This is a genomic window from Paenibacillus sp. PvP094 (assembly GCF_040546835.1).
Lineage (GTDB): Bacteria > Bacillota > Bacilli > Paenibacillales > Paenibacillaceae > Paenibacillus > Paenibacillus illinoisensis.
Window position 1 is genome coordinate 3,605,728 of record NZ_JBEPOM010000001.1, and the last position, 16,316, is coordinate 3,622,043.

General features: G+C 49.9%; 16 protein-coding genes. 12 read left to right on the forward strand and 4 right to left on the reverse strand.

What is annotated here, in order from left to right:
• Positions 1-163: 163 nt before the first annotated feature.
• Both ABIC22_RS16655 and ABIC22_RS16660 read right to left on the reverse strand, forming a co-directional pair.
• Positions 164-604, reverse strand: coding sequence for a hypothetical protein (locus tag ABIC22_RS16655; protein ID WP_354482326.1), 441 nt, complete (start codon positions 602-604; stop codon positions 164-166).
• Between the two features lie 22 nt (positions 605-626).
• Positions 627-1,043, reverse strand: coding sequence for a hypothetical protein (locus ABIC22_RS16660; protein ID WP_154896170.1), 417 nt, complete (start codon positions 1,041-1,043; stop codon positions 627-629).
• A 149-nt stretch (positions 1,044-1,192) separates the two neighbouring features.
• Between ABIC22_RS16660 and ABIC22_RS16665 the strand changes: the two genes are divergently transcribed.
• On the forward strand, positions 1,193-1,438 hold the full coding sequence (locus ABIC22_RS16665) for a hypothetical protein (RefSeq protein WP_354482328.1): 246 nt from the start codon (positions 1,193-1,195) through the stop codon (positions 1,436-1,438).
• Positions 1,439-1,609: 171 nt separating this feature from the next.
• On the opposite strand, the gene solA is transcribed toward ABIC22_RS16665, so the two are convergent.
• Positions 1,610-2,767, reverse strand: a complete 1,158-nt coding sequence (gene solA, locus ABIC22_RS16670) for an N-methyl-L-tryptophan oxidase (RefSeq protein WP_354486004.1) — start codon at positions 2,765-2,767, stop codon at positions 1,610-1,612.
• 235 nt (positions 2,768-3,002) lie between these two features.
• Between solA and argH the strand changes: the two genes are divergently transcribed.
• From argH to ABIC22_RS16695, 5 genes are read left to right on the forward strand one after another with little or no spacing between them, the layout of a single operon-like run.
• A complete protein-coding gene (argH, locus tag ABIC22_RS16675) occupies positions 3,003-4,511 on the forward strand; it encodes an argininosuccinate lyase (RefSeq protein ID WP_354482331.1) in 1,509 nt (502 codons plus the stop codon).
• Positions 4,512-4,528: 17 nt separating this feature from the next.
• Positions 4,529-5,488, forward strand: coding sequence for an amidohydrolase family protein (locus ABIC22_RS16680; RefSeq protein WP_354482334.1), 960 nt, complete (start codon positions 4,529-4,531; stop codon positions 5,486-5,488).
• A complete protein-coding gene (locus ABIC22_RS16685) occupies positions 5,481-6,869 on the forward strand; it encodes a sugar ABC transporter substrate-binding protein (RefSeq protein ID WP_354482337.1) in 1,389 nt (462 codons plus the stop codon). Before ABIC22_RS16680 ends, ABIC22_RS16685 begins: the two co-directional genes overlap by 8 nt.
• A gap of 28 nt (positions 6,870-6,897) precedes the next feature.
• Positions 6,898-7,842 carry a carbohydrate ABC transporter permease gene (locus ABIC22_RS16690; protein WP_354482339.1) on the forward strand — a complete coding sequence of 315 codons (945 nt, stop codon included), beginning with the start codon at positions 6,898-6,900 and terminating at the stop codon, positions 7,840-7,842.
• A gap of 24 nt (positions 7,843-7,866) precedes the next feature.
• Entirely contained in the window at positions 7,867-8,727 is an 861-nt protein-coding gene (locus ABIC22_RS16695) for a carbohydrate ABC transporter permease (RefSeq protein WP_354482342.1), read from the forward strand.
• A 106-nt stretch (positions 8,728-8,833) separates the two neighbouring features.
• Here the strand turns inward: ABIC22_RS16695 and ABIC22_RS16700 are convergent, their stop codons facing one another.
• On the reverse strand, positions 8,834-9,196 hold the full coding sequence (locus ABIC22_RS16700) for an iron-sulfur cluster biosynthesis family protein (RefSeq protein WP_127538759.1): 363 nt from the start codon (positions 9,194-9,196) through the stop codon (positions 8,834-8,836).
• A 226-nt stretch (positions 9,197-9,422) separates the two neighbouring features.
• Between ABIC22_RS16700 and ABIC22_RS16705 the strand changes: the two genes are divergently transcribed.
• The 6 genes from ABIC22_RS16705 to ABIC22_RS16730 all read left to right on the forward strand — a co-directional run bounded on the left by ABIC22_RS16705 (position 9,423) and on the right by ABIC22_RS16730 (position 16,267).
• Positions 9,423-10,310 (forward strand): metallophosphoesterase family protein, encoded by an 888-nt coding sequence (locus tag ABIC22_RS16705; protein ID WP_354482345.1) that lies wholly within the window; start codon positions 9,423-9,425, stop codon positions 10,308-10,310.
• Positions 10,311-10,394: 84 nt separating this feature from the next.
• Positions 10,395-11,423: a LacI family DNA-binding transcriptional regulator gene (locus ABIC22_RS16710; RefSeq protein ID WP_354482348.1), complete on the forward strand. Its 1,029-nt coding sequence runs from the start codon at positions 10,395-10,397 to the stop codon at positions 11,421-11,423.
• Between the two features lie 181 nt (positions 11,424-11,604).
• Positions 11,605-12,876: an ABC transporter substrate-binding protein gene (locus ABIC22_RS16715; RefSeq protein ID WP_354482351.1), complete on the forward strand. Its 1,272-nt coding sequence runs from the start codon at positions 11,605-11,607 to the stop codon at positions 12,874-12,876.
• Positions 12,877-12,959: 83 nt separating this feature from the next.
• Positions 12,960-13,847 carry a carbohydrate ABC transporter permease gene (locus ABIC22_RS16720; protein WP_354482354.1) on the forward strand — a complete coding sequence of 296 codons (888 nt, stop codon included), beginning with the start codon at positions 12,960-12,962 and terminating at the stop codon, positions 13,845-13,847.
• Complete coding sequence (locus ABIC22_RS16725) at positions 13,840-14,685, forward strand: carbohydrate ABC transporter permease (protein ID WP_095289651.1); 846 nt, start codon at positions 13,840-13,842, stop codon at positions 14,683-14,685. Before ABIC22_RS16720 ends, ABIC22_RS16725 begins: the two co-directional genes overlap by 8 nt.
• An 82-nt stretch (positions 14,686-14,767) precedes the next feature.
• A complete protein-coding gene (locus ABIC22_RS16730; RefSeq protein WP_354482358.1) occupies positions 14,768-16,267 on the forward strand; it encodes a glycoside hydrolase family 30 protein in 1,500 nt (499 codons plus the stop codon).
• Positions 16,268-16,316 lie beyond the last annotated feature (49 nt).

Below are 16,316 nucleotides of genomic sequence, written 5' to 3' on the forward strand. Positions count from 1 at the left end.
ACGTTTGCGTTCACTGTTAGCCAACGATCACAGAAAAGCTCTTGCCACATATATGGCAGGAGCTTTTTTAATGCAATCAAGCGTTTTTGAGCTTACGGATGAAGTTCCCCACCCTCTTTCTATTAAAACAATCTACTGCCACACACAAAAAAGAGCCAGACGATTAGGTCAGGCTCTTCTTGGCAACATACTTAGTGGCTGTAACATCTGAATCCTGTCGTTTTAAAAAAGTTTTACTCGGTCGATGTAATAACACGACCAACAAGGCAAAAAGTTGAACGAGTGCGGTTAGTAGTCCCTCATTTAATACGCCAAGAAAAGCAGCGATGCCCAGGAACGTAACAGTGGATCTAAACTTTCGTTTTGTAATGGAAATGACAGCAAGCAAGCTAGGACCGATAAAAAATATGATTCTACCAGTAATCTCATTGTTGAGACTAATTAAATCATTTGCGTTAACTTGATGACCCGCAACAATCTCTGGATTTTGACTGAAAATATAGAGGAATACACTGAAAGCAACGAAAAGATATACAACTTTGATACTCAACAAGATGCGCACTACATTCAGCATCACGGGGAACTTAGGTTTCATTTTATTCACAGACTCCATTCCACATATCAATCTATACTTGCAAATCCCGCTTGGAATATTGCCGCACATGAGCCTCCTGCTTGAGATACATCTTGCTCGGCTTGTGGAGCAGGAGTACAAGCAGCATGAACAAATGCAGAACGACTAGAAAATTCTGAAGCAATCCGGCAGTGAACAAAAAGGTAAGACTCATGAAGGTCATGGTCAGTTTATATCTTCTTTTTGCAATGAATATCATGGTCAGAATCGGTGGACCCAGGATTAGCAGGATGCGGATTCCTGCATTGGTGAAATAGGCAACCTGGTCGGATAGCGGAAATGCGGCGTAATCTGCACTATGCAGCAGGATGTCGTACATTAAAAAGCCCATGGAAATCCCGATGTAGATCGTCTGCACCCCAAGCAGCGCGCGTATGACGTTTAATAATGTGGGCATCTTCGTATTCAATTTCATTTCTCTCCCTAATGAATATGTAGTTCTTTAATTATACGTAAGTGATGTCATATTTTGTATTAAACCAAAGTCTATATTTGTTAATCGGTTGCCGTCTCCTTTGTCCTAGAAAGATTCTGGGGAAAGGGCGTCAGAGGTACTGCATGAATATGAAAACATCATTGCAAATGTTCTATATCACTGAACAATGTACAGATATGCAGACGATTGAACATGTCGGGCAGAACAACCGCAGCGCACAAGAGGAAGTATCAGCTTCAGTTGAGGAAGTGACCGCAACGATGCAGGAGCAAGCGGGGATGACAGAGCATTTGGCAGAGATGGTACAGACCATTGATACATTGACCAAACGGCTTGCAGCGGAAGCGGCGAAGTTTAAAACGAAATGACCCAATGAATTAACAATGAAGTAACCAAAATAAACTAAATAAAATGAAATAACCTATCTGCTTTAAGCAAGATCACAAGAATCATTTTTTGATATTAAAAGTGTTCATGAAGAAGACGTGCAGGGACGCCAATCGATAATGATTGATGATGCCCCTGCACGTCTTTTGAATTTATAGGGATGATGAGATGCCGGTCTTGGCGAATCGAGACAGGGCAAACCTTGCAATATCCTGATCCGTATGTCCTGTCTGGACCAAATCGGACAGGATCTGGCCTATTGCGCTCGCGAATTTGAATCCGTGACCCGAGAATCCGCCTGCCAGCCAAACATGCTCATGCTGCGGGTGACGATCAATAATAAAGTCCTCGTCAGGCGTCATTTCGTATTTGCATACACTGCCACGCTTCAATTGGCCTGCCGCCTGTGGCATGCGAAGCTCAAGCAGTCTCCGCAGTTCACCCTCGTCGGTTTCATCCGTTCCGAACGGTGTCTGTGCTTCTCCTGGCGTCCATGTAGGTCCTGTATCATGACGGCCAATCTTCACTCCGGCTCCGCCGATGCTGGGGAATCCGTAATAGATCCCTTCCCGTTCGGATATCGTGAAACCAGGGAAATGTTCTTCGCCGAACAATGCTTCCGGTGCATCGAACCATCCTACCGTTTTGCGAACGGCCCGGATCGGGAGATTCACAAACGGTTTCAATGTCTGAAACCAGGCACCTGTGCTGAGTATGAGCTTACTTGCGTGATACGTATCTCCTCCAGCGGTTTTTACGGATACGGACTGAGGCCCGCACTCGACATGTTCCACAGGAGTATGCGTCAGCAGAGTAGCACCCGCTTGTTCTGCGGCTTGCCGATACGTCTGAATGCATCGTTCACTGAACAGATAACCAGCATCCGGTTCGTACATGCCTTCATAATGTTCAGGTATGGTAATCCCTGACCAGCGCTTCATCACTTCATTTGCACGCAGCATCTCATACCGGACTCCGACATCATCTGCATGAGTCAACCGGTCGCGAAACGTATGAAATTCTGGATCAACCAGGTTGATGACTCCTGAACGAACAAATAGATTATTACCCGTTATATCCTCCAGCTCCTGCCATAAATTCTGGGCAAGAAGCGCCATCGCGATGTAATCAGGTCCCCCGCTGTAAACATGGCGAATCAATCGAGACTCTCCATGATGGCTCCCTTCGGTATGTGGGGGATCAAAAGCATCAATCATCAGGGTTTTTAGCCCGCTTCGTGCCAGATAATAACCTGCACTCATCCCCATGGAGCCTGCTCCAACGATAATGACGTCATAGAATGGTGTGATAAGAGCTCCTCCTCTCGCGGATTGATTAGGCTTAATTAGCTTACATGATAATGTAGACTTCAAACCCAATTTGGTCAAGAGGGAGCTTATAGAGAATGGAAATAGAACAATAGAAAAGTTCGATTAGAAATGGTGTTGTATGCAGTCCAAGATAGTGATAGAGTTTTGAACCATACATTCCGACCGGATTAATTGGCTTTAGTGACTGGATTAACCCGGATTCTCATGAAGGAGAGTGAAGTCAACGTCAATCGATCGCGAGCAAGCATCTTCATTTCCCAGTCCAACCTATGCCGAAATTGTCCTTGAACCTGCCTATAACCAGGCCAGACAGCATCTTCTGAACCCCATGATGGCCGTAAACAAAGCACATCTGATTATGCTTCGGGAACAACGCATTATATCTGAGCCTGAGGCCCTTCGCATCGCTTCAGCCGTTCTAAATCTTCAAGTGAATGAACTTCGGACCAGTACATATTCATCCCGGGTGGAAGACCTGTTTTTTCAGGTTGAATATGAGCTGGAGAAGCTTGGCGGAGAATGCACCGGGAATTTGCATGTAGCCCGGAGCCGCAACGATATGGGGATAGCCATGTATCGTATGGTGCTGAGAGAGAAGCTGAGCACAGCCATTGCTTCAGGATTGTCACTGCACCGAAGTCTCAGAGATTTTGCATCACGTCACATTCATACCCTCATGATTGCACATACCCACACACAACAAGCCCAGCCCACAACACTTGCTCATTACATCTGTGCCGTTAGTGATTCACTGGAACGCGACCTCTTGCGATTGCAAACAGCCTATGCAGGCTGTAACCGGAGCAGCCTGGGTGCTGCGGCACTCACCACTTCCGGTTTCCCGATCTCTCGGGAACGGACCGCTGAGTTACTTGCATTCGATGACGTTATTGAAAATGCCTACGACGCTGTTAGCGGTGCAGATTATGCAGGAGAAGCCGCTTCTGCCGTACAGCTTGCGGCAGTCCATCTGGGACGTCATGTTCAAGATCTGCTGCTGTGGTGTACGCAGGAATATGGCGGAATAATGGTTGCCGCACCTTACGTCCAGATTAGTTCCATCATGCCGCAAAAACGAAATCCGGTTTCCCTTGAGCATGCCCGTTCACTCCTCTCCAGTGCGAAAGGGGATGCAGCCACCGTTCTCGGCATGATGCATAACACCCCATTTGGTGACATTGTGGATACGGAAGATGATATGCAGCCTTATCTGTGGAGAAGTCTCAGGACGCTGGAGTCCGTATACCGTTTGCTATCCGAAGTCATTCGTTCACTCAGGGTGAATGAGGAACTGCTTCGTGAGCGGGCCGAGAACAGTTTCGCCACAGTAACCGAACTTGCGGATACGCTCGTCCGCACGGAAGGGTTGTCATTTCGACAATCACACTCCATTGTGAGCCGTTTGGTTAACCAGTTGATCGAATCCGGTAAGCCAATCTCAGGCTTAACCTGGGAAATCGTCGAAGCAGCGGTGCATAACATGGCGGGCAAACCACTCGTTCTGACGCGCGAAACTTTGCAAAAGACAGTATCCCCGCAGCATTTTGTTCACATTCGGAACATCAAGGGAGGACCCAGTCCGGATGAAGTTCATAGAGCATTGTCGGGTCAAGAAACAAGGCTGGATGGGCTTGAAGCATGGAGCCGCAATACCATCAGCAAGCTCAGTTCGGTAGATGAGAATCTGAATCGAATTCTGAACGGGTGGCTTAACGAAACTTAAACGAAAGGAGCAAAACGATGTTCTCCAATCCTGATTTCCAAGTGTTTGATATCCATGCACATCTTCCATACAAACTGCTGCTCTCCCAGCATAAAACACATGAGTTGATATCGCGTTATGGGCGAGAGCGGAGTGAGCGCATGCGACTTTCATGGGATTTTCCTGAAGGGGAGTTGGTGCCAGAGATTGCGGCAAGACCCCTGATTGACCGGTGGGTGGATGAATTGGATAAATACCATATTGACGGGCTTAACTTCCTGACAGCTCTGGATAATGACAAGCTCGCCGAGCAGATATCCCGGTATCCGGACCGATTTACCGGCTTCGCCTGTCATCCGATTGAGGATGAAGGTGCGGCTGCTGAACTGAGACGTGCGGTTGATGAGTTGGGGCTGCGGGGATACAAGCTTTTTGGACCACTAACCCAGATTCCTTTTGACTCACCTTCCCTTGACCCGGTGTGGGAGTTTCTTGCCGAACGCCGACTTCCTGTATTGATTCACTTTGGCCTGTTAGGCCATGCGGGAGGCATCGTGCATCATCCTAATATCAATCCGCTTGCGATTTTTAACACGGCTCGGACATATCCGGATATTCCGTTTATTATCCCGCATTTTGGGGCGGGTTACTTTCAGGAATTGCTCCATTTATGCTGGAGTTGCCCTAACATTTACATCGATACCTCGGGTTCCAACCAGTGGGTGCGCTGGATGCCATATGAGCTGAACCTGGAGACGTTGTTCCGCAAAACCTACGAACTGCTCGGCCCGGAACGAATCATTTTTGGGACGGATGCAAGTGGATTCCCTCGGGGTTATCCGTATCGCTATCTGCAGGATCAGGTTCGGGTCTGCCGGGAACTGCGTTTCCATGAAGCGGATATCGAGCTTATCTTCGGAAATAATGCAAGGCGGCTGCTCAATCTGCATGCTCTGAATCAAGTCGGAACCAATGCGGGAAACCATCGGAGTGAATAACATTGATCTGAAGGAGAAGGGGAGTGGTTTTGTTTTGACGATATCACGTATGAATCCATGGAAACAGCGCAGAGGCCTGCGATTTTTGGTTGTAGGCGTTCTGTTATTAAGTATTACGGCTTGTTCAGCGAAGACATCCGGCGAGACGCTGGAGACGGGTACAGCTTCGAATGGCGAGTCCGAGCCGGTGACCATCGAATATTGGCAGTATGAGTTCCCGGCCAAGGTGGAGCTAATGGATACGTTGATCCAGGAATTTGAAAGTGAACATCCCGATATTAAAGTCAAACAAACCAATTTTCCATATGATCAGTACAATCAAAAGGTGGCCACGCTTGTACCTGCTGGCAAAGGGCCGGACGTCATTAATCTGTATTACGGCTGGCTGCCCAAATACGTGCAATCCGGTTATTTGCAGCCCTTGTCGGAAACCGAATTTCCGGATATAGCCGATCGATTTTTTCCTTTTGTCGAGACAGCCAGGCTGAACGGAAACTACTACGCTCTGCCTACGGGGGTAAGAACACTGGGATTGTTCTATAACAAAGACCTATTTGCCAAGGCAGGATTGGATCCTGAGAAACCGCCCGCCACTTGGGAAGAGCTTGTCGCTGATGCCAAGGCCTTGACGGAAACGGATAAAAATGGACAGTTTGTCATCGAAGGCTTTGCCTGGGAACCGGGTTCCCAGCTACACCACTGGTTCCGGGACGGATTGCTGTATCAGGCGGGAGGCAAGGACACCAGCGAGGATCGCCGTCAGATCCTGTGGAACGAATCACCTGCCGGACTGGAAGCATTCACGTATCTGGTTGATTTTGCGACCAAGCACAAGGTAGGCATTAACGGCTTTTATACCGATGACGCGAATGCATTCAAAACGGGGTATGCCGCCATTAACGTGGACGGTTCGTACCGACTGGGCTCCATCAAGAAGGACGCACCGGATTTGAATTTTGCTGTCGCCCCCTTGCCCGCATATAAAGGAAAATCAACACAGGCTTCATTCTGGGCCAATGCCATCCCTGCCAATGTGACCGGGGAGAAGCTGGAGGCCGCAACGACATTCCTTCAGTTTCTGATCAGTAAAGGAGTTCAGGAGCAATGGGTGGAGAAAGTGGGTGAACTGCCTGCCCAAAAAGAGGTGGCCCTTCAGGATAAGTATGTTAACGATCCGCTGCTGGGCCCTTTCATCTCTCAACTCAACGATGCCAACGCTCACTTCTTCATTGATGAGACACAGGAGCGTACACTGTTTGTGAATGCGGTGGATGAAGTGCTGCTGAATGGTGTTTCCGAGGAACAGGCCTTTCATGATCTGGTGACCAAAACGCAAAAGCTGTATGACGATTATTGGGCAAAGCAGGATAAGCAAAAATAAGGCCTGATCAAGGAGGCTGGCAAAATACATGAGAACCACTGGCGTAATCCCTTCGCGGCCGAAGCGGCGGTTGTTTTCCGAACGGGGATTAAGAAAGCTGAATTACAGGCAGAAGAGGCTGCTGTTCATTTATAGCGGATTGCTGCTTCCGCTGCTCTACTTTGTCGTGGTCCGCATCCTGCCTATCCTGTATTCCTTCAATGTGAGCTTTCGCGAATGGGGCATGCTGTCACCAGACAAACCTTTTGTAGGTTTGAACAATTACGCGACGCTGCTAAGCGACTCACTATTCCTCAAGGCATTGATGAACACGGGAATCTATGTCGTAGTAGGTGTACCTGCGCAGTTAATTGCGGGACTAATTGTCGCGCTGCTTCTGCAGCAGGTGGTAAAAATGAAGGGCTTGTTCAGAACGGCCTATTTCATTCCGTATGTAACCAGCGTGGTAGCGGTAAGCTGGGTATTTCGGTGGCTGCTGATGAAAAATGGGATTGTGAATTCCCTGTTTATCGAGGCAGGTCTTGGCCCTCAGTCTTTTCTGTACTCACCCTCCCAAGCCATCTTCTGGATCATCACGGTGATGGTCTGGCAGAATATCGGGTTTCAAATGCTGATTTTTCTCGCGGGGTTGGAGAATATTCCGAAGATGTACTATGAGGCAGCTTCCATTGACGGGGCAACAGCCTGGCAAAGGTTTGTACATATTACCCTGCCTCTGCTGAATCCGGTGATGCTGTTGTCTGTCGTTATGGCAAGCATCGGGTTTCTTCAATCCTTCACCCAAGTGCTGAATATGACAGGTGGTGGCCCGCTGGATTCAACCATATCGGTTGTATTACACATTTACAATTTGGCCTTCAAAAGTTTTGACATGGGCATGGCTTCTGCAGCAACCGTCATTCTGTTTGCTATCATTCTTGTGCTGACTCTGATTCAGCTAAAAGTATTGGGAAGTCGTTATCAACAGGATTGATATGAAAGGAGGCATGCTGTCAGGATGAGCAGAGCTTCTGCATGGCCCGCATCCAAGGCGACTGTACACTGGAAACGCTCCGGGTCCCTTATCAGTTACATTTTGCTTACACTCGGTCTTGGTGTAATGGTGTTCCCGTTCCTGTGGATGATCTCCACATCGTTCAAGACACTGGATGAGATTTATTCATTGAGCTTGATCCCTTCCCGGTTCACCTGGGAGAATTATGCGACCATGTTTCGGGAAACACCATTTCCGACATGGATGCTGAATAGCCTGTATATTGCTGTCATTGCTACCGCAAGTGTGTGTGTATTTGATTCCATTACCGGATACATTTTGGCCAAATTTTCGTTTTGGGGCAAGCAAGTCATTTTTGTTCTGATTCTCAGCACACTAATGGTTCCGACTGAAATGCTGATCATTCCATGGTACCTGGTATCCAGCAGTTTTAACGGTATGGACACGTATTGGGGCATTCTCTTTCCGGGTCTGATCTCAGGGTTTGGCATTTTCCTGATGAAGCAATTCATGGAATCCCTGCCCTCGGAGTTACTCGATGCGGCGCGGATTGACGGCATGGGCGAATGGGGCATTTTCCTTCGGATTGCCGTTCCGCTGGTGAAGCCGGCGCTGGCGACCCTGTGCATTTTGACGTTCCTGGGCAGCTGGAATTCATTCATTTGGCCGCTGATCATTACGCAGAGCGAGGAGATGTTTACGATACCGGTTGGAATGGCCTTCTTTTCAAGCGAAGCCAAAGACAGCAGCAACTGGGTACAAATTATGACAGGTGCAACACTTTCAGTCCTTCCGCTTATTATCCTTTTTCTGTGTTTCCAGAAACAGATTATTCGCGGCATTGCGACAACGGGTCTCAAATAGGTCTAGATCCGGTACAAATATAGTTTTCCATGCCTTCATAACAAAAGCCGGTCGCTCCAACGGGAGTGCCGGCTTTTGCATATGTGTTTAAGCGTAGTAAAATAAATCAGCGGACGAACCAACTGAGCGGCTCGGGTGAAGAGTTGGCCGTATCCCGAAGATCATGGACCTTGACATGGCTGCTATAGATCATGGAATCACTGGTCAGCCGGTACGAAGGGAAGCTGTTCTCCGATTGCAGACGCAAGTTGGACTCGAAGTATATCTGCTGCTGTTTGTTGATGAGAAAAGGGAGCGCACCGGATTCAATCGGAATGTCATCACTATCCGGTTCGTTAACGATCAGGAGGACCGCAGTGCCATCGCATCCGCATCCATCGGTGTCATAAAACAGCTTTAAATAGCCTGGCCGATCTCCCAGCATCGCGTTAAGTCTTGATTCTGCCAGCGGGCTGACCTGAATGATCATAACGTAAGTTCACACTCCTCTAATCACCATATGAATTCGCTTACAATCTAATATATGGGCAAATGATGTAAAATAGAAGGAGTATCCATGCCAAAATCAAGGAAAAAATTAAGACGAATTTGCTCCATGTACAAGCTTGGAAGTCATACATAAATCTTAATCGCAGTTTAGAGTACTTCTATACAAAAACACGGACATTTTTCGTCAGCGAAGGAGGCGAATTTGCATGAAAATCTTGAACCTGAACGACCAGCCGATAGAACCGTATGATTACCTGAATGCCATCCCCGGGGGAGAGGTCGCAGAGGCACAGCTGCCCATATATCATGGTACGGTTTCCGGGCTGCCGGAGGGTATAGATGCACTTATTGTGGCTTCGGATCTGCAGGGCATTGTGCCTGTGCCACGGATGGAGCCGCACACGATAACCGCCGATGCAGCGGCTGTATCCGACATGGATGCATTGCTCGGTGTTATGCTGCCCGCTCATGTCCGGCTGCTGCTGGAAGTGGAATGGCCGGAGATTGATCCAGGACATGTGGGAGTGTTATTGTGCGGAGACCTGTATGCCCGGCGCGGCAAAAGGGGAGCAAGCGGTAATCCGGTTCCCGTCTGGCTTGCCTTCCGGGAAGCCTTCGGCTGGGTTGCCGGCGTGGACGGCAATCATGATCTCACCGATGAAGCAGGCGCTCATCGGCTGCACAGCGGCGAGGGCATCCACTACATGGATGTCCCAGCCGTCATTGGCGCAGGCCCGCCACCAGGTGGCCCTGCGTCGCATGCTGCCGCCCAGTCACAGCTGCTGCGCATCGCTGGCCTGGGCGGCATTATCGGCAGGCCGGACAAGCCGAACCGGCTGCCGGAGAAGCACTACCTGCAATCCGTGAACAAGCTGCTGAAGCAGCAGCCGGATTGCTTGCTGCTGCACCAGAGCCCGGGCATTCCCGAGCTTGGGCTCATGGGCGAACCGCTGATCCGGCAGGCCCTGGAGGCCGGGCCGGAGACGGTCGTCTTTTGCGGACATACCCACTGGGATACGTCTCTTGTGCAGCTGGAAAACGGCACGCAGATCGTGAATGCCGACAGCAAGCTGTTTATTTTGACACGAGGTTGATGCATCAGAGTGAAACCCATTACATCACCCATCCTTATCTGGTATGATAAGCAGGAAAATTAGAGACAAAGGAAGGTTCCACTTATGACACCGATCACCATTTATGACATCGCGAAAGAAGCGAACGTATCTGTTGCGACCGTCTCCCGGGTGCTCAACGATACGGCACCCGTACGGGCAAGCACGAGAGAGAAGATCATGTCGATTATCGAGAAGCACCAGTTCCAGCCCAATGCGCAGGCACGAAGCCTGATCAAGAAAGAGACGGGCACGATTGCCATCATCCTTCCCGACATTACCAATCCGTTCTTCCCGGAAGTATTCTGGGGTGCCGAGAATGAGGCACGCGGCTTGGGATACACGTTCTTTCTGTGCAATACGGCGGGGGATTACAACCGGGAGTCCGAGTATCTGTCCATTTTGCGGGAAAAGCGGGTGGACGGCATTATTTTCCTCGGGGGAAGAATCAACATGCAGCATTGTCCGGACGACATGGCTCAGGAATTGATCGACATGGGGAAACGCATGCCGATTGTTTTGGTCAATGGCAATATTCCCAAAGGAGGTTTCCACCGGGTTTTCACGGATGAAGCGGCAGGAGCTGTACTCGCTGCGGAACATTTGCTGGAACTGGGACATCGGGATATCGCTTTTGTAGGCGGATTGAGAGAATTGTCCACAACGATGGTCAAGGTCAAGGCCGTGCAGAAAAAACTGCGGGAGCATGGACTCGAAATTCCGAAAGAACGCCAGCTGCTCGGCAGTTTCTCCATCGATGACGGCAAACGGGAGATGTCCAAGCTGCTGGAGCAGGACAATCCACCGACAGGGGTCATCTGTGTAAATGATTACACCGCCATTGGTGCGATCAAGGCAACGATTGAACATGGCCTGTCGATTCCACAGGATATTTCCATCGTGGGATTCGATGATACGCCGCTGGCCAGTGCGGTTATTCCGGAACTGACGACCGTGTCACAGAATACGTATCAGCTTGGCAAGCTGGCGGTGGATAAGCTGCACGAGCTGATTAATCAGGGACAAGCGAAGAAGCAAACCGTGCTGCAGCCGGAGCTGATTATCCGTCAGAGCACGGGTCCTGCCAAGCGATAAAGGGACGGACATCTGGAAAAGAAAGCGTTGACATTCCCTCGAAAGGTGAAATATAATGAGTCCGTAAATGAAACCCCTTTCATGAAGTGGAACGGGTTTTGATTTTAAGCTTTATGAAACCCATTTCATGAAATGGGTTTCAGTGTGGTCATCCATTCATTATTTCGAGGGGGCGTACCGTATGAGAAGAAGTTTAAAGGTCATTTCGTTATTGATGTTGGTTATGGTTGTGGTTCTGACAGCTTGCAGCAGCGGAAACGGCGGCGATTCAGCTGGCGGGGCCGGAGGCAAGGTTGATCTGAGCATGACGATCTGGGGCTCGGAGGATGAGAAGAAGATTTACCAGGAGAGACTCGACATTGTGAAACAGACCTATCCCGATATTAACGTGAAGCTTAACGTGGTTGCAGGGGATTATGACCAAAAGGTACAGACCATGATCGCCGGGGGAACTGCGCCCGACATCATGATGATTGCCGAGAATTATCAGGCGTACGCCTCCAAAAATCAGATCATTCCGCTGGATGAGATGATCCAAGCGAACAATGTCAACATGTCCGAGCGCTATTCCGATGACATCGCGAACCTCATGAAATACGACGGCAAGCAGTTCGGCATGCCGGACCGCGCAGGCGCGATGGTACTCTTTTATAACAAGGATCTATTCGACAAGGCAGGGGTGGAATACCCAACCAAGGACTGGACCCAGGAAGACCTGCTCGAAGCAGCCAAGAAGCTGACGGTACAGGAGAACGGCAAGACGGTTCAATGGGGGTACTACCCGGGAAGCTGGTGGCCGCAGTGGATGCAGCTGATCTACCAGAACGGCGGATCGCTGTTCGACGAGAGCGGTAAGCCAACCTTCAACACGGAACCGGTGCGAAATGCACTGCAATTCATGAATGACCTGATCTTCACGCACGGTGCTGGACCGACGCCGACGGAGATTGCCGATATGGGTAATATCGGTGCAGACCCGCTGTTCGCTCAGGGCAAAATCGCGATGGAAACAACCGGCTTCTGGAACATCGGTTCACTCGCCAAGGTGGAAGGCATCAACTGGGATATCTCCCCGGTATGGGGTGAGACGAACGCGTTCTTCAACGGCTTCACCATCACGAATGCGTCCAAGCACAAGGAGGAAGCATTCAAGATTATTGAAGCACTGACGACGCCTGAGGCACAGATGCCGATGATCAAGGCAGGGCAGGATGCACCGGCTACGAAGGCGGGACTGTCCAGCGATGAATTCCTTAATGCCGAATATGGCGGCAAGAAGATCAACATGGCTGCGTTCAGCGAATCGACCATTTATGCAGAACCATTCAACCCGCAATGGAACGAAATGATGAAACTGATCAATGACAAGCTTGGCGTCTACTTCAACAACAAGGCTTCACTGGATGATACAGTAACCGAAATTCAGAGTGGACTGGAACGACTCTACAAATAGCATGGACAGGGGGACAGATGGAGCGCAGCACATGAACTTGTGCGTATCTCCATCTGCTCTCTACGTCATGGGGAGGGCTTAACGTGAGAAAAAAAGACGGGAAATGGTTTTATCTCTTCATCTCGCCTTGGCTGATCGGCTTCCTGGGGCTTACTCTGGGTCCGATCCTGTTTTCCATCTATATGAGCTTCACCAACTGGGATCTGTTCCAGACCCCGGTATTTATCGGGTTCGACAACTACAAAACGCTGCTCACCGATGATCCACTGTTCTGGAAGTCCGTGGGCAATACGTTCTTCTATGCCTTGATATCCATTCCACTGGGCATGTCGATTTCCCTCTGGATCGCCTATTATCTGAACAAAAAAATCAAGGGTATTACCTTTTTTCGTATCTTGTTCTATCTGCCGTCGGTCGTACCGGTCGTAGCTAGCTCGCTGCTCTTCATTCATTTGCTGGCACCGACCGAAGGGTTGATTAACAAGGCTCTGTCCATCTTCGGCATTCCGGGTCCTGCCTGGTTGCTCGACCCGAACTGGGTCAAACCTGCCTTGATTCTCATGTCCCTCTGGGGCGTAGGGGGTGGCGTGGTACTGCTGCTGGCGGGTATGAAAGGCATTCCCCAGGAGCTGTACGAGGCTGCTGCCATTGACGGGGCGAAGAGCACACAGTCCTTCTTTCATATTACCTTTCCGATGCTCACGCCCGTCATATTCTTCAATCTGGTTACGGGGATGATTGGGGCACTACAGACGTTCGCACAGGTGTTCATTGTTACAGCGGGCGGCCCTGACAATGCGAGCCAGATGGTCGTTCCCTACCTGTTCCAGAATGCATTCCAGTTCTACAAAATGGGCTACGCCTCAGCCATAGCCTGGGTGCTGTTCATTATCATCATGGCACTTACCCTGGTTGTGTTCCGTTCATCGGCACTATGGGTGCACTACGAGGAGGGAAAAGCGAATGAGTAATCCATCCACTGCGGAGAAAACGATATCCTACATTTTTCTAATCCTGGTCGGGGTGCTGCTTGCTTCGCCCTTCCTGTACATGATCTCGATTGCGCTGGCAAGTGACGCAACCACGGTGAAGTCAGCCTTTACATTTGTGCCGCTGGAGTTCCAATGGTCGAACTTCTACACGATTTTCACCAACAACAACCTGGGCACCTATTTGAAAAATTCAATCATCATTACCGTATTCACCATCGTGGGCTCGGTTCTGTCGGCTTCCATCGTTTCTTACGGCTTCGCTCGCATCAAGGCCAAAGGCAGTCGGTTTCTGTTTATCGTCCTGCTAAGCACAATGATGATTCCGGGTGAGGTCACCATGGTGCCGCAGTTCATCATCTTCCGTCATCTGGACTGGATCAATACATTTTATCCGCTCATCGTACCGAGCTTCTTCGCAGGAGCGTTCAACGTATTCCTGATCCGTCAGTTCGTGATGAGTATTCCGAAGTCGCTGGATGAAGCCGCGATGATCGATGGTATGGGACATCCAGGCATCTACTGGAAGATTATCATGCCGCTGACGTATCCCATCCTGGCGGCCATCGCCATTTTCTCGTTTTCCTATAACTGGGGGAACTTCATGGGGCCGCTCATCTATATCAATGATCCGGAGAAAATGCCACTCGCACTCGGCGTTCAGCTTCTGACTACCGTTGGCGGCGGGCAGATGCCTCCATGGAACCTGGTCATGATTGCTTCGTTGTTCCTGACCATTCCGATGGTGCTGGTCTATCTGTTCGGACAGCGTTATGTCTATGAAGCCAACATTAGCGGGGGCAGCAGCGGAATCAAGTAACGGGAGGTATGTACAATGATTGAACCTGTCGTGAAAATCAGTGGATGTCATGTTCGTGCATGGAGAAGGGATTGGGTGAACCGTGGCGGATAACAAACAACGCAGCAGCCGCAAAAGGAGCTATACCCTGATCGGTATGGCCCTGATTGTGCTTCTGACGGGAGGAGGAATCATCGTGAATCAATTTGCCAATGAAAAATCCAAGATACTCGCATTTGAGGGTGAGCCGGTACGTCTTCAGCTGGAACAGTCCTATGACCATTTTGAAGGATGGGGCACGTCGCTTGCATGGTGGGCCAACGATCTGGGGGGATGGAAGGATCAGGCGAAGGTCGATGGAGTCATGGATCTGGTCTTTGATGCGGACAAAGGGCTGGGACTGAACATCGTCCGTTACAATATCGGCGGAGAAGAAAACCCGGAAATGAAGACGCTTCGCCCCGGCGGTGATGTTCCCGGCTTCCAGCCTGAACCCGGCGTGTGGGACTGGGAGGCGGATGCAGGTCAGCGGTCGGTACTGCAAGGCTCCCTGGAACGCGGAGTAAACATCGCTGAAGCGTTCTCCAACTCACCACCGTATTGGATGACAATCAGCGGATCGGTAACGGGTGCCGTAGACGGCGGCAATAATCTGCGTGAGGATCAGTATGATGCCTTTGCCGATTATTTAACCGAAGTGGTGAAGCATTACCGGGATAAGTGGGGCATTACGTTCCGGACGCTGGATCCGCTCAATGAACCTTCCTCGGACTGGTGGAAAAAAGGCAATATGCAGGAAGGCAGTCACTTCAGCAACGACAAGCAGGCCGAGATCATCCAAAAGGTGGCTGCATCGCTGAAGAGCAAGGGATTGGATGGCACGGTCATCAGTGCTGCGGACGACAACAGTATTGATGAAACTGTGCACAACTTCAGCATGTATGATCAGGATACGCTGGATGTGATCGCCCAGATCAATACTCATTCTTATAATGGAAGCAAAATGGAGGAACTGCGCAACCTGGCCGAGCGGCACGGCAAGAAATTGTGGATGTCCGAGTATGGCACGGGAGGCAGTGAACCTCATCATCACGAAGATATGACCTCGGTACAGGAACTGGCGGAGCGAATCATGTTTGATCTGAAAATCATGCAGCCTTCTGCTTGGGTCTACTGGCAGGCGGTTGAAGATGAAGGTGCGAATAATAACTGGGGATTCATCCATGCCAACTTTAACGGGGATGAGCAGTATGAGATGACCAAGCAGTATTACGGCATGGCCCAGTTCACCAAGTACATTCGTCCGGGTACGCAGATTATACCGACCGATGATGGACGCACGCTGGCTGCCTATGACGCAGAGCGCCAGAGACTGGTGCTGGTTATCCGCAATGAACTGTCTGCCGGGAAAAAGGCTTTTGATTTGCAGTCTTTTGATATTGGGAATTCATCCACGGCACAGGTGTATCAGACCTCACCGGACCGGAATATGGATCAGCTTGAGGACATTCCGGTGTATGCCAATGGAGTGGAAGTGCCTGTGGCGGACAATTCCGTGACCACCGTCGTTTTGGAAGGTGTAACGTTGAAGGCGGGCGAGTAGATCGAACTGATGCAGATCCATTCGCTTGATTAGGATAGACGAATGACAT

Bases quoted from the DNA above. Each gene is read 5' to 3' on its own strand.
- ABIC22_RS16665 (WP_354482328.1), top strand. From the start codon at position 1,193: ATGAATATGAAAACATCATTGCAAATGTTCTATATCACTGAACAATGT.
- ABIC22_RS16680 (WP_354482334.1), top strand. From the start codon at position 4,529: ATGTTCTCCAATCCTGATTTCCAAGTGTTTGATATCCATGCACATCTT.
- ABIC22_RS16690 (WP_354482339.1), top strand. From the start codon at position 6,898: ATGAGAACCACTGGCGTAATCCCTTCGCGGCCGAAGCGGCGGTTGTTT.
- ABIC22_RS16695 (WP_354482342.1), top strand. From the start codon at position 7,867: ATGAGCAGAGCTTCTGCATGGCCCGCATCCAAGGCGACTGTACACTGG.
- ABIC22_RS16700 (WP_127538759.1), bottom strand. From the start codon at position 9,196: ATGATCATTCAGGTCAGCCCGCTGGCAGAATCAAGACTTAACGCGATG.
- ABIC22_RS16705 (WP_354482345.1), top strand. From the start codon at position 9,423: ATGAAAATCTTGAACCTGAACGACCAGCCGATAGAACCGTATGATTAC.
- ABIC22_RS16710 (WP_354482348.1), top strand. From the start codon at position 10,395: ATGACACCGATCACCATTTATGACATCGCGAAAGAAGCGAACGTATCT.
- ABIC22_RS16715 (WP_354482351.1), top strand. From the start codon at position 11,605: ATGAGAAGAAGTTTAAAGGTCATTTCGTTATTGATGTTGGTTATGGTT.
- ABIC22_RS16725 (WP_095289651.1), top strand. From the start codon at position 13,840: ATGAGTAATCCATCCACTGCGGAGAAAACGATATCCTACATTTTTCTA.